The organism is Pseudomonas fuscovaginae SE-1, from assembly GCF_000364705.1.
GTDB classification, from domain to species: Bacteria; Pseudomonadota; Gammaproteobacteria; order Pseudomonadales; family Pseudomonadaceae; genus Aquipseudomonas; species Aquipseudomonas fuscovaginae_A.
The window spans coordinates 1-12169 of sequence record NZ_AQOH01000311.1 but is presented as its reverse complement, the minus strand read 5'-3'; the positions used below and the strand labels follow the sequence as shown (position 1 = coordinate 12169).

The 12169-nt window shown below is 63.4% G+C and carries 11 protein-coding genes; 5 read left to right on the top strand and 6 right to left on the bottom strand.

What is annotated here, in order from left to right:
- Nucleotides 1-69 precede the first annotated feature (69 nt).
- Complete coding sequence (locus K675_RS32530) at nucleotides 70-966, top strand: NAD(P)-dependent oxidoreductase (protein ID WP_080635396.1); 897 nt, start codon at nucleotides 70-72, stop codon at nucleotides 964-966.
- Here K675_RS32530 and K675_RS0124595 read toward each other — a convergent pair.
- Nucleotides 857-3145: a putative bifunctional diguanylate cyclase/phosphodiesterase gene (locus K675_RS0124595; RefSeq protein WP_017906124.1), complete on the bottom strand. Its 2289-nt coding sequence runs from the start codon at nucleotides 3143-3145 to the stop codon at nucleotides 857-859. The two genes, K675_RS32530 and K675_RS0124595, sit on opposite strands and share 110 nt — an antisense overlap.
- Nucleotides 3146-3268: 123 nt before the next feature.
- The gene (locus tag K675_RS0124590) at nucleotides 3269-3637 is read right to left on the bottom strand and encodes a YkgJ family cysteine cluster protein (protein WP_026145511.1); all 369 of its coding nucleotides are present in this window, start codon (nucleotides 3635-3637) and stop codon (nucleotides 3269-3271) included.
- Nucleotides 3638-3861: 224 nt separating this feature from the next.
- On the opposite strand from K675_RS0124590, the gene K675_RS0124585 reads away from it, so the two are divergent.
- Nucleotides 3862-5208 carry a spinster family MFS transporter gene (locus tag K675_RS0124585; RefSeq protein WP_017906122.1) on the top strand — a complete coding sequence of 449 codons (1347 nt, stop codon included), beginning with the start codon at nucleotides 3862-3864 and terminating at the stop codon, nucleotides 5206-5208.
- A 167-nt stretch (nucleotides 5209-5375) separates the two neighbouring features.
- On the opposite strand, the gene rapA is transcribed toward K675_RS0124585, so the two are convergent.
- Nucleotides 5376-8222 (bottom strand): RNA polymerase-associated protein RapA, encoded by a 2847-nt coding sequence (rapA, locus tag K675_RS0124580; protein ID WP_017906121.1) that lies wholly within the window; start codon nucleotides 8220-8222, stop codon nucleotides 5376-5378.
- Nucleotides 8223-8463: 241 nt separating this feature from the next.
- Between rapA and K675_RS0124575 the strand changes: the two genes are divergently transcribed.
- Nucleotides 8464-8808, top strand: coding sequence for a hypothetical protein (locus K675_RS0124575; RefSeq protein WP_017906120.1), 345 nt, complete (start codon nucleotides 8464-8466; stop codon nucleotides 8806-8808).
- Here the strand turns inward: K675_RS0124575 and K675_RS0124570 are convergent.
- The 3 genes from K675_RS0124570 to K675_RS0124560 all read right to left on the bottom strand — a co-directional run bounded on the left by K675_RS0124570 (nucleotide 8778) and on the right by K675_RS0124560 (nucleotide 11444).
- The gene (locus K675_RS0124570; RefSeq protein ID WP_017906119.1) at nucleotides 8778-10013 is read right to left on the bottom strand and encodes an aminotransferase class V-fold PLP-dependent enzyme; all 1236 of its coding nucleotides are present in this window, start codon (nucleotides 10011-10013) and stop codon (nucleotides 8778-8780) included. The two genes, K675_RS0124575 and K675_RS0124570, sit on opposite strands and share 31 nt — an antisense overlap.
- Nucleotides 10010-10480: a RidA family protein gene (locus tag K675_RS0124565; RefSeq protein WP_017906118.1), complete on the bottom strand. Its 471-nt coding sequence runs from the start codon at nucleotides 10478-10480 to the stop codon at nucleotides 10010-10012. The genes K675_RS0124570 and K675_RS0124565 overlap by 4 nt, the downstream gene beginning before the upstream one ends.
- 91 nt (nucleotides 10481-10571) lie before the next feature.
- Nucleotides 10572-11444 carry a LysR substrate-binding domain-containing protein gene (locus K675_RS0124560; RefSeq protein ID WP_017906117.1) on the bottom strand — a complete coding sequence of 291 codons (873 nt, stop codon included), beginning with the start codon at nucleotides 11442-11444 and terminating at the stop codon, nucleotides 10572-10574.
- Nucleotides 11445-11620: 176 nt separating this feature from the next.
- On the opposite strand from K675_RS0124560, the gene K675_RS33450 reads away from it, so the two are divergent.
- On the top strand, nucleotides 11621-11782 hold the full coding sequence (locus K675_RS33450; protein WP_017906116.1) for a hypothetical protein: 162 nt from the start codon (nucleotides 11621-11623) through the stop codon (nucleotides 11780-11782).
- 144 nt (nucleotides 11783-11926) lie between these two features.
- Entirely contained in the window at nucleotides 11927-12043 is a 117-nt protein-coding gene (gene ccoM / locus K675_RS33990; protein ID WP_010449458.1) for a cytochrome c oxidase subunit CcoM, read from the top strand.
- Nucleotides 12044-12169 lie beyond the last annotated feature (126 nt).

Below are 12169 nucleotides of genomic sequence, written 5' to 3'. Positions count from 1 at the left end.
GCGAACCCTGTTCTGGATATCGTTGAATCGGCCAGTATTTGACGTTCTTTAATTGACGGGGAACTTTTTATGAATTCTGTACTACCTGCCCTGGGGTTCGCCGGAATCGGCCTGATGGGGCTGCCGATGTGCCGCCGATTGCTGGCCGCGGGGTATCCCCTGACGGTGTGGAACCGTTCGCCGGACAAATGCGCCGAACTGGTGGCGGCCGGGGCGCGGCAGGTCGCGACGCCAGCCGAACTCTGTGCGCACGCGGATGTGCTGATGCTGTGCCTGGCCGATACCGTGGTGGTGCAGGAGGTGGTTTTTGGTGTCGACGGGGTGGCGCAGGCGATGAAGGCAGGGCAACTGCTGGTGGATTTTTCCAGCCTGGAACCCACGGCGACGCGACAAATGGCCGCGCGCCTGCTGGCCGAGCGTGGCGTACGTTGGCTGGATGCACCGGTCTCCGGTGGCACTGCCGGTGCCGAGGCCGGCAGCCTGGCGATCATGGTCGGCGGGGAAGGGGTCGATCTGGAGCGGGTTCGCCCGGTACTGCTGACTCTGGGCCAGCGCGTCACGCACATGGGGGCGGTGGGCGCCGGGCAGGTGACCAAGGCCTGCAACCAGATGATCGTTGCCTGCAATGCCCTGGTGATCGCCGAGGTGGTGGCACTGGCGGAGCGTTCCGGGGTGGATGCCAGGCTGTTGGCCGAAGCGCTCGGCGGCGGTTTTGCCGACTCGAGGCCGTTGCAGATCCTCGCCCCGCAGATGGCCGAGAGCCGCTTCGAACCGATCAAGTGGCATGTGCGCACCTTGCTCAAGGATCTGGACGGTGCCGTGAAGTTCTCCCGCGAGCAGGGCTCGGCAACGCCGATCAGCGGATTGGCCGCACAGTTGATGCGCCTGCATGGTAGCCAGGGGAATCTGCAAAAGGATCCCGCGACCCTGGTGAATCTGTATCGCGAGCCGTCGCCGGTGGATTGAGCGGCGTGGCGCTGGAGGCGTGGCGCTGGTTGAGCTGCCTGATGGTGCCGGGCAACTCTTCGAACAGCACCGGCCGGCTGAACAGGTGGCCCTGGATGTAGTCGCAGCCGTATTCGGCAAGGAACTCGTATTGCTGCTGGGTCTCGACGCCTTCGGTGACCACCTGCAGGTGCAGGGTATGGGCCATGACGATGATCGCCTGGATGATCTCCATGTCCGGGGCCGACTTGGGGATGTCGAGGATGAACGAACGATCTATCTTCAGGGTATTGAGTGGCAGCCGCTTGAGGTAGGCCAGGGACGAATAGCCGGTGCCGAAATCGTCGATGGACAGCGAGACGCCGAGAGTGCGCATCTGCCGCAACAGTTGCAGGGTGTTGGTGATATTGCCCATCAGCGCGTTTTCCGTGACCTCCAGTTCCAGTCGATAGGCTGAAACGCCGGTGCTGCGCAGGATACTTTCGATATCGTCGGCCAGTTCCTCGCGGGCCAGGTTCAGGGATGAGCAGTTGGTGCTGACCATCAGGTCGCCGCAGCCCTGTTCGTCCAGTTTCGCCAGGTCCTGACAGGCGGTGCGCAGGACCCACTTGTCGAGGTCGGCGATCAGGCCGTTGGCTTCGGCGATGTGCAGGAAGCGGTCCGGGGCCAGCAGCCCGTGCTGCGGATGATTCCAGCGTACCAGGGCTTCGAGCTTGGCGACCTGGCCGGTCTTGACCGAACAGATCGGCTGGTAAAACAGCTGCAATTCGCGGCCCTCGCGCAGCGCCAGGCGCAATTGCTCCTCCAGTTGCAGTTCCAGGGTCGCCTTCGTCTTGAGGTTGGCATTGAAGAAATGCAGGCTGTTGCGTCCGGCTTCCTTGGACTGGTACAGCGCCAGATCGGCGTTCTTCAATAGCTCATCGCAGGTCTGGCCGTCCTCGGGGAAGACCGCTATCCCGATACTGGTCGTCATCACCATGCGCCGGCCCGCCAGTTCGATCGGTTCCTTCATTTTCTGCATGATGCGCTGGGCCATGTTCCGGGCCTCGTCGCGCTTGTGCACGCTGATGACGATGCAGAATTCGTCGCCACCAAAGCGGGCGACCACGTCGTCATGGCTGCGGGTGGCACTCTTGATGTGCGCGGCGATGACCTTGAGCAATTCGTCGCCGGCGTCGTGGCCGAGGCTGTCGTTGATCCGCTTGAAGTGGTCGATATCAAGGAACATCACCGCCAGCATGCCATTGTTGCTACCGCGTTCGATCAGCCGTTCGGCGAAGATCTGGTTGAAGCCGCGGCGGTTGATCAGGTTGGTCAGCGGGTCGTAGTGGGCGACCTGGGCCAGGGACAGGCGGGCCTGGTCCAACTGGCTGAGCAGGGCGTTGACCCGGCGCAGGTCCTGTTCCTTGTGCTGCAGCTTCTTGTCGGAGAGGGCCGCGCTGACGCTGCTGCCGATGATCAGCAGGGTGATCAGGGCGATGGTCATGCCCAGTTGCAGGTGATTGTTCTGCACGGCAGCGGTCGGGATGTCGCCCTCCGGGATGACCAGGCGCAGCGCCCACATGCCGGTGAAGTGCATGCTGACGATGGCGGCGCCCATGACCAGGCTGGCGCTGTACTTGAGCAGTTGATGGAAGATGCCGCTGCCGGTGCGAAAGTGCCTGGCCAGCAGCAAGGCCGCCAGGCTGGCACCGATGGCGATCAATACCGACAGGCCGACGAGGCCGGGCTCATAGTACTGCTGTGCAGTCGAACGCAGGGCCGACATGCCCACGTAATGCATGGCGGCGATGCCCAGTCCCATCGACAGGGCTGCGCGAACGGTCTGGGACGGGCGCAGCTCAGATCGACCGAGGGTGTGCATGGCGAGGAACGAGGCGAACAGGGCGATCAACAGCGAGATCATGGTGGTGGGCAGGTCGTAGCTCATCGCGATGGGTGTTCGAAACGCCAGCATGGCGATGAAGTGCATGGCCCAGATGCCACCCGCCAGGCAGCAGGCGCCGACCCAGCGCCAGAGCCGCTGTTGCGCCGGTCTCTCGACGTGACCGACACGCTCGGCCATGTCGAGCGTGGCGAAGCCCGCCGCACAGGCCACCAGATAGGCGAGCATGACCAGCAGCGGATCGTGGCTGCAGTCGAGCAGCAACTGCCCTTGCTCGGGAAGTTTTTCGACAAAATGCAACCCCAGCCACTCCATAGCCTGTCCTATTCCACACCTTGGACTACCGACGCAGCGCGCCGACCAATGGCTTGGAGTATAGAGGCTCGCCTGGAGCCGGGAGCCCTAATGGTGGAGTGCTCCCAATGATTTGGCGATGAACTAAATAGCGATTGCTACTAAGTCGGGCTGCTGCCCGGGTTCCAGGGGTGGCAGGCCGAAGGCGGCACGGGCCGCATCGCAACGTTCGTTGGGCTCACCGTTGACCCAGGCGGCATCGAATTCGCGGCAGGGGCTGGAGCGCTGGTGGTAGATCGAGCAACTGACGCCCTTGCCGACTTCACCCTCGAGGGCGGTGCAGCGCGGCTTTTTCCCTTCGGTACCGTTCATGGCCACGCGGCTCGGGCTGATCTGGCTGACCAGTTCGTCGGGTACCAGGCCGCCGCCCGACACGCACTCTCCCCAATAGAACGAGACACGGAAATAGGAACAGCAGGCACCGCAATTCAGACACGGATTAGCATCGGACATGGAAGGTCAACGGAGGAAAGAGGAAGGGAGGGAGTTTGGCACTATTCTAGGCTTCGGCCACGGCTTTGTAAGGGGGTGTTACAAGTATTTTTATGGGGTCCGATAGAGCCTCCATTGGTCGGTATCAGCGCCGCGAATGGTGGCAGACAGGCGATATTCGGCTGACTAGATTGAAGGGGCGCAACCCAGCAGCCAAGCCCCATAACAATAAAGAGACGGACCCCATGCAGAACTCGACCCAAGCGGCGAATGCCTGGCGCATTCTGTTCCTGTTGTTCCTTGCCAACCTGTTCAATTTCTTCGATCGGACCATTCCGGCGATCATCATCGAGCCGATTCGCATGGAATGGCACCTGAGTGATTTTCAGATCGGTATCATCGGCACGGCTTTCACCCTCGTCTATGCCATCGCCGGCCTGCCCCTGGGGCGCATGGCCGATAACGGTTCACGCAGCAAGCTGATGGGCTGGGGGCTGGCGGTGTGGAGCGGACTGACGGCGGTCAATGGCCTGGTGGGCAGTTTCTGGAGCTTCCTGTTGGTGCGCATGGGCGTCGGTGTCGGCGAGGCCAGCTATGCGCCGGCGGCCAACTCGCTGATCGGCGATCTGTTTCCGGCCCATCGCCGGGCGCGGGCCATGGGCATTTTCATGCTCGGCCTGCCGTTGGGGCTGTTGCTGGCGTTCTTCACCATCGGTGCGATGGTCAAGGCATTCGACAGTTGGCGAGCGCCGTTTTTCATCGCGGCGGTACCCGGGTTGGTGCTGGCATTGTTCATGTTCTTCATCAAGGAACCCAAGCGCGGCGCGGCGGAGACCGTACAGGTCGCCCAGACGCGGATCGAGCGCCCGGTGCGGCGCCTGCTGGCGATTCCGACTTTTCTCTGGCTGGTGCTGGCGGGGCTGACGTTCAATTTCGCCACCTATGCCTGCAACTCCTTCCTGGTGCCGATGCTGCAGCGCTACTTCCAGATGCCATTGCAGGAAGCCGCCGTGGCCACCGGGGTGATCGTCGGCCTGACCGGCCTGGTCGGGCTGACCTTGGGTGGCTGGGTGGCGGACAAGATCCACCAGCGCATCGCCAACGGGCGCCTGCTGTTCGCGGCCGTGAGCCTGGTGGTTTCGACCCTGACCACAGCCTGGGCGCTGCATGCCGGACGGATCGAGATCGGTGTGTTCGTCGCGGTGTTCAGTGTCGGCTGGCTGTTCGCCTACAACTTCTACACCTGCGTCTATACCGCGATCCAGGACGTGGTCGAGCCACGGCTGCGGGCGATGGCGATGGCGGTGTATTTCGCCGGTCTGTATCTGTTGGGGGGCGGGCTGGGGCCGGTGGTGGTCGGCCTGCTGTCCGATCATTTCGCCCAGGCGGCGATGCTGGCGGCGGGTGCGCAGCAGATGACCGAGTCGTTCAAGGCCGTGGGACTGCATGATGCGATGTACCTGATTCCAGCGGCGTTGCTGCTGACGCTGCTGTTCCTGTTCCAGGCGGCGCGTTGTTTCAGTCGGGATGCGGCGCGGATGCGCGAAGGGATGGAGCAGGAACAGGCGGGCGGGGCCCCTGTTACGGCCTGACAATCAGTTGGGTGGGGGAGACCGGTTCGCGGATGAATCCGGCTCCCACAGGGGGGCGGTGTTCACGGATTTTGTGATCGCCACTGGACCTGTGGGAGCCGGATTTATCCGCGAACAGGGGCCCTGAAGCCCTGCGCGAATCCCGTCTCCCCCAGTGCCCGTTTACATCAACCGGCGACCAGCACCCGAATCGCTTCCAGGCGCAACGCGGCCTTTTCCAGCATCGCCAGGCCCTGCTCACGCTGCTTGCGCAGCGCCACCAGCTCGCTGTCACGCACGCTCGGGTTGACCGCCTGCAACGCGGTCAGGCGCGCCAGCTCTTCATCGGTATCGGCGGCCAGGCGACGTTGTGCCTCGGCCACGCGTTCGGCGTGACGCGGGGCGACCTTGGCTTCGCCGGCGTTGATCTTCGGCGCCAGGCTGTCGCGCTGGGCCTGGATGAACTTGTTGGCGCTGGCCTTGGGCACGCTTTCCAGTTGGTCGTTCAGGGTCTCGAAGGCGACGCGTGGCGACAGGTCGTTGCCATTGGCGTCCAGCAGGCAGCGCAGGGCGGCCGGCGGCAGGTAGCGGCCCAGTTGCAGCGAGCGCGGAGCGACCACTTCGCTGACGTACAGCAGCTCCAGCAGCACGGTGCCCGGTTTCAGCGCCTTGTTCTTGATCAGCGCCACGGCGGTGTTGCCCATCGAGCCGGACAGCACCAGGTCCATGCCGCCCTGCACCATCGGGTGTTCCCAGGTGATGAACTGCATGTCCTCGCGCGACAGCGCCTGGCCGCGGTCGTAGGTGATGGTCACGCCTTCGTCGTCGCCCAGCGGGAAGCTGGCGTCGAGCATCTTCTCGCTCGGCTTGAGGATCAGGGCGTTTTCCGAATGGTCCTCGCTGTCGATGCCGAAGGCGTCGAACAGGGTTTCCATGTAGATCGGCAGGGCGAACTGGTCGTCCTGTTCGAGAATCGCCTCGACCAGCGCCTCGCCTTCGCCCGCACCACCGGAGTTGAGTTCCAGCAGGCGGTCGCGGCCGGTGTGCAGTTCGGCTTCCAGGCGCTCGCGCTCGGCGCGGGCCTCGTCCACCAGCTTCCGCCATTCGCCGTCGTCGCCACCTTCGAGCAGCGGCAGCAGGCGCGGGCCGAACTGGTGCTGCAGGGCGTTGCCGGTCGGGCAGGTATTGAGGAAGGCGTTCAGCGCCTCGTGGTACCACTGGAACAGGCGTTCCTGCGGGCTGGTCTCCAGGTACGGCACATGCAGCTCGATCACGTGCTTCTGGCCGATCCGGTCGAGACGGCCGATCCGCTGTTCCAGCAGGTCCGGGTGCGCCGGCAGGTCGAACATCACCAGATGATGGGCGAACTGGAAGTTGCGGCCTTCACTGCCGATTTCCGAGCAGATCAGCACCTGGGCGCCGAATTCCTCGTCGGCGAAGTAGGCGGCGGCACGATCGCGTTCGAGGATGTTCATGCCTTCGTGGAAGACCGTGGCCGGGATGCCGGAGCGCACGCGCAGGGCATCTTCCAGGTCCATGGCGGTTTCCGCGTGGGCGCAGATCACCAGCACCTTGGTGCGCTTGAGCATTTTCAACTGGTCGATCAGCCATTCGACACGTGGGTCGAAACGCCACCAGCGCTCTTCGTCGCCGCCTTCGGCCTGGGCCTGGAAGCTGACTTCCGGGTACAGCTCGGCGTGTTCGCCCAGCGGCAGTTCCAGGTATTCGTCCGGGCTCGGCAACGGGTAGGCGTGCAGCTTGCGCTCCGGGAAGCCCTGCACGGCGGCGCGGGTGTTGCGGAACAGCACGCGGCCGGTGCCGTGGCGGTCGAGCAGTTCGCGCACCAGGCGGGCGCTGGCTTCGCTGTCGCCGTCGTTGACCGCGGTGAGCAGCGCCTCGCCCTCGTTGCCGAGGAAACCCTGGATGGTCTTGTGTGCGGCCGGGGACAGGCGTCCCTGGTCCAGCAGTTCCTGCACCGCTTCGGCCACCGGGCGATAGTTTTCGCTTTCGGCGCGGAACGCGGCCAGGTCGTGGAAACGGTTCGGATCGAGCAGGCGCAGGCGGGCGAAGTGGCTCTCCTGGCCCAACTGTTCAGGGGTGGCGGTCAGCAGCAGCACGCCGGGAATGGTCTCGGCCAGTTGTTCGACCAGCGTGTATTCCGGGCTGGCCTTGTCTTCATGCCAGACCAGGTGATGCGCCTCGTCGACCACCATCAGGTCCCAGCCGGCGGCAAACAGCGCATCCTGGGCCTTTTCATCCTCGACCAGCCACTCCAGGGCCACCAGGGCCAGTTGGGTGTCCTCGAACGGGTTGCTGGCATCGCTCTCGATGAAACGCTCGGCATCGAACAGCGCGACCTGCAGGTTGAAGCGCCGGCGCATTTCCACCAGCCACTGGTGCTGGAGGTTTTCCGGGACCAGGATCAGCACGCGGCTGGCGCGACCGGAGAGCAACTGGCGATGGATCACCAGGCCGGCCTCGATGGTCTTGCCCAGGCCCACTTCGTCCGCCAGCAGGACCCGTGGCGCGATACGGTCGGCGACTTCACGGGCAATGTGCAACTGGTGGGCGATGGGCTGCGCACGGGCGCCGCCAAGACCCCAGAGCGGGGATTGCAATTGGCGGCTGGTGTGTTCCAGGGTGTGGTAGCGCAGCGAGAACCACGGCAGCGGATCGATCTGCCCGGCGAACAGGCGATCGCTGGCCAGGCGGAACTGGATGAAGTTCGACAACTGGGTTTCCGGCAGCGTGACGGTCTCGTTCTGCGCATTGAGGCCGTGGTAGACCAGCAGCCCGTCGACATCCTCGACTTCGCGCACGGTCATCTTCCACCCTTCGAAATGGGTGATGCTGTCCCCGGGCGAGAATCGCACGCGGGTCAAGGGCGCATTCCTTAGCGCGTACTGGCGAGTGTCGCCAGTGGCCGGATAGAGCACGGTCAACAAGCGGCCATCCTGTGCCAGAACGGTGCCCAAACCCAGCTCGGCTTCGCTGTCACTGATCCAGCGTTGCCCCGGTTGATACTGCTGCGCCATGCTGCCTGACTCCCGCCTTGAAAAAGCCGGCTATCTTAACGGAATCGATGCTTTCAGGCCAAAGGCTCTTGATCGAAAGGATGGATCGCCCAAAGAAGGCTGGCTCGGATTGACCTGGGTTCAGCATGACGTTCGTCGGAACGTATTGCACCCTTTAGCGATAACAGGGTCACAGTTTCGCGACTGACGGCTCAAGTCGCCCCGGCCGCGGCCGACAGCTTGTCCGACAGGAGAAAATATCATGTTGCCACCGATGCTACCCCTGAGTGCCGTGCCGGTCACTTCCCAGCAGGACCCGATCCGCCCGCGACCGGATATTCCGCCTGTGGTGTCCGTGCAGGAAAGCTCCAACGAAAGCACCATCGATCTGCAGAAGCGCGACCCGGAGGAGGCCGCATGGCAGTTGCGCGAAGAGCAGCGGCGCCAGCATGAACAACAGCGCCGGCGTGAGGCCGAAGCCGAGGACGATCCGGAGCGCCACCTGGCCGTGCCGGGCGACGAACTCAACGCTGACAACACCGTTCCAGTGGTTCCGTTGATGGACGACCAGCCACGTCAGGGCCTGCTGGTCGATGTCGAAGTCTGACGAGGTTCCCGGGCCAGTTCCTCCAGGGCCTGTAGCACTACCCCGATTTCCTGTTCGGTATTGAGATAGCTCAGTGCAATCCGCGCCACCGCCGGCAGTGCACGTGCCTGCATGTCCAAGGGGGTGTAGGCGGTACCGTTGGCACCGATGTTGATACCGCTGTCGGCCAGCCGCTGTTTCAGCGCAAAGACATCCCATCCTTCCAGAGTGAATGCGATCAGTCCCGATTGTTGGCTGGACAGCCCCAGGTCCTGCAGTTCAAGGCCGGGAATCTTGCAGAGATCATCGCGTAATCTTGTCGCCAGTTTCTGAATCCTTGCGCGAATACGCAGGATACCGAGCTGATTGGCTTCCTTCAGCGCATTGCCCAGGCCCGCCATCAGCACCAGTGAGCGTTCACTGGTTTCGAAGCGCCGGGCGTCGCCACGCAGGCTGAATCCCTGATCGTCCCAGGGGGCGGACAGCACATCGAGACAAGGCGGTGTCAGTCGTTCGAGAAAGTCTTCGCGCACATACAGCAGGGCGGTGCCTCGCGGCCCCCTGAGAAACTTGCGGGCGGCGCCCTTGAGCACGTCGCATCCCAGGGCCCGCACATCGCAGGGCAGTTGCCCGAGGGCCTGGCCGGCGTCGATGAAGTAGGCGATGCCGTGGCGTCGTGCCACCTGGCCGATAGCCTCGGCCGGGTTGATCAGGCCGCCATTGGCCGGCAGCCAGGTCAGGGCGATCAGGCGCACGCGGGCGTCGATCATCTGTTCCAGAGAGGAGACCGACACCGCCCCGGTTTCATCGCAGGGAATCACTTCCAGACGGGCGCCGGCCTTGACCGCTGCGGCCATGCTCGCCAGGTTGCCGGCCCACTCATGGCGCCCGACCAGGATCCGCTCGCCGGCGCGCCAGGGGCCCAGTGCGGCGAAGGCCTGGCCCCAGGCGGCCGAGCCGCTGCTGGCGAAAGCGATGCTCCGGGGGGTGGTGTTGAGCAGCTCGGCGGCAGCCTGGCGGGCCTCATCTTCCAGCCGCGCGCCCTGGATGCCGGCTTCCATCGGACCGGCCTCCGCTTCAAGTTGCAACTGGGCGGTCATGGCCTTCAGGGTGGCCTGGCTGGGCAGCGAGGCGCCGGCGTGATTGAAGTGAATCACTCGCGAGCAGCCGGGGGTCATGGCACGCAGATGGGCGATTTCGCTTTCCGACCAATCGTCGGTGATCATGGCTGCAACTCGAAGATCGCGTCGATTTCCACGGCGACGCCACTGGGCAGGCTGGAGACCCCTACAGCCGTACGGACGTGGCGACCCTTCTCGCCCAGGGCATTGACCAGCAGGTTGGATGCGCCGTTGGCGACCACCCCCTGGCGTTTGAAGTCCGGACTGGCCGCAACGAATACTCCGAGGCGGACGATGCGCACCAGTTTCGACAGGTCATCATCGATGGCGTGGCGCAATTGCGCCAGCAGGCCGAGTGCCGCCAGTTCGGCGGCCCTGGCGCCTTCCTCGTCGTTCAGGGTATCGCCCAGGCGGCCGATGCAGGCGGGTTGGCCATTCTGCAGGGGAATCTGTCCGGAGATGAACAGTTGGTTGTTGCTGATTGCGTGATTCACATAGTTGGCAATCGGCTGGCTGGGGGGCGGCAGGCTCAGACCCAGTTGGTTGATGCGATCGGAGAGCGAGTGGCTCATGGGGAAACCTCCTGGAAGAAGAAGGTTTCAGCATGCTCGGCACGGAATTGGCCGACAAACGGATAGATTCAATCGGACGTATCTGATTGGCTCATGTGTCCGCGCATTGTGCCGTCAACCAGGCGCAGAAGGATTCGGCTTCCGCGCAGAGCGTGGCATTGGGCCTGATCAGCCAATAGCCGATCTCGCTTTCATAGGGCTCGCTGTCGAAGGCCGGCACCAGTGAACCGTCCCTGAGTCGACGGTCGATCAGGCGCTGGCGGCCCATGGCGATACCCTGGCCGGCGATGGCCGCTTCGACCACGATGTTGTAATCATGGAGCATGGCTGTGGGGTAGCGCCGCAGGTCGAAGTGATGATGTCGGGCCCAGTCGATCCACTCGAAGGGTTGCCGGGCCTGGGCCATCAGCAGCGGACCTGGCCCGCTGGCGCCGGCCTTGTAGGCCGGGCTGCAGACGGGAAGCAGGCGTTCGCTCATCAGCCGCCGGGCCTCGACATCCGGCCAGCCACCCTTGCCATAGCGGATGGCGAGGTCAACCTGGGCGCCGGCGACATCGGCCAGCTGGATTGACGGTTCCAGGGCAACCTGGATGTGTGGGTGGCGGGTGATGAAGTCGGTCAGGCGCGGTGCCAGCCAGAGCGTGGCGAAGGACGCCAGCAGGCCGATCCGCAGCACCCGTGGGGCTGTCGGTGCACGGAGTTCCCGGCTGGCTTCGGCGATCTGTTCCAGGGCCGGGCGGATTTGCTGGTAATAACGGCTGCCGGCTTCGCTGAGGTCGATGGCGCGGGTACGGCGGATGAACAGGCGCTGGTCCAGGTGCTGTTCGAGTTTCTGGATCTGGTGGCTCACTGCGCTTTGGCTGACCGACAGTTCGTCGGCGGCCTTGATGAAGCTCAAGTGGCGGGCCACCGATTCGAAGGCGCGAAGGGCCAGCAGGGGCGGGAGGTCCTTGGGCAATGTCACTTCAACGATCCTTTGCGGGGCAGGCGGAATGGACGATTTTGCGCGCAAACTGGCGTTGCGGACATAGCTCGAGCATTTCCCGGCTGGTCAGCGCTGACGCTTGCCCGCATTATTGGGGTATGCGTGAGTCGGGGAACGGGCCCTGGCTGATTTCGACTGATAGCGATGCAGTGACCATGAGCCAAGATGACAAGTTGATCGACCTGAATGCGGAGCGCGCCAAGCGTGTCCATGACTTGAACGAGAAGCGCCTGAATGAGGTGCGGCAGGCCTTCGAACAGGCGATGCCGTTGGGCAAGGGCAAGAAAAAGCCGAAGAACAAGCCGAAAAAGCGCTGATATCTGCGCTGAAACTTGATGCAAGTCAGTTAATTTCCTTTCCCCGCGCCCGGTTTCGGGTGGCATTGACGCCGGTCAATTTTCCTCCACGCCCGTTTGGGTAACTTAGCCACATCGCAACAGGGCGAGTGCAGGAGGCCAGTCATGTTTTTCGATAACGTGGTAATTGCCGGAGTGCTGACAGTCGGCCTCATGGTGGTGTTCCTCGGCGGATTTGGATTTTTTATCTGGAAAGACTCACATAAGAGGAAGAAACCTTAGGTCTTTTCAGAGAACGAGCACGCAAGGCATTTTGGGCGACTTCGGTCGCCCTTTTTTTTGCCTCGCGTTTTTGGGGGAACTGTTGTTTGGTGTACATATCCCCCCCAAAAAACTTAAACACCGGCA

Coding starts and splice junctions, on each gene's coding strand:
- K675_RS32530 (WP_080635396.1), top strand. CDS start 70: ATGAATTCTGTACTACCTGCCCTGGGGTTCGCCGGAATCGGCCTGATG.
- K675_RS0124595 (WP_017906124.1), bottom strand. CDS start 3,145: ATGGAGTGGCTGGGGTTGCATTTTGTCGAAAAACTTCCCGAGCAAGGG.
- K675_RS0124590 (WP_026145511.1), bottom strand. CDS start 3,637: ATGTCCGATGCTAATCCGTGTCTGAATTGCGGTGCCTGCTGTTCCTAT.
- K675_RS0124585 (WP_017906122.1), top strand. CDS start 3,862: ATGCAGAACTCGACCCAAGCGGCGAATGCCTGGCGCATTCTGTTCCTG.
- rapA (WP_017906121.1), bottom strand. CDS start 8,222: ATGGCGCAGCAGTATCAACCGGGGCAACGCTGGATCAGTGACAGCGAA.
- K675_RS0124575 (WP_017906120.1), top strand. CDS start 8,464: ATGTTGCCACCGATGCTACCCCTGAGTGCCGTGCCGGTCACTTCCCAG.
- K675_RS0124570 (WP_017906119.1), bottom strand. CDS start 10,013: ATGATCACCGACGATTGGTCGGAAAGCGAAATCGCCCATCTGCGTGCC.
- K675_RS0124565 (WP_017906118.1), bottom strand. CDS start 10,480: ATGAGCCACTCGCTCTCCGATCGCATCAACCAACTGGGTCTGAGCCTG.
- K675_RS33450 (WP_017906116.1), top strand. CDS start 11,621: ATGAGCCAAGATGACAAGTTGATCGACCTGAATGCGGAGCGCGCCAAG.
- ccoM (WP_010449458.1), top strand. CDS start 11,927: ATGTTTTTCGATAACGTGGTAATTGCCGGAGTGCTGACAGTCGGCCTC.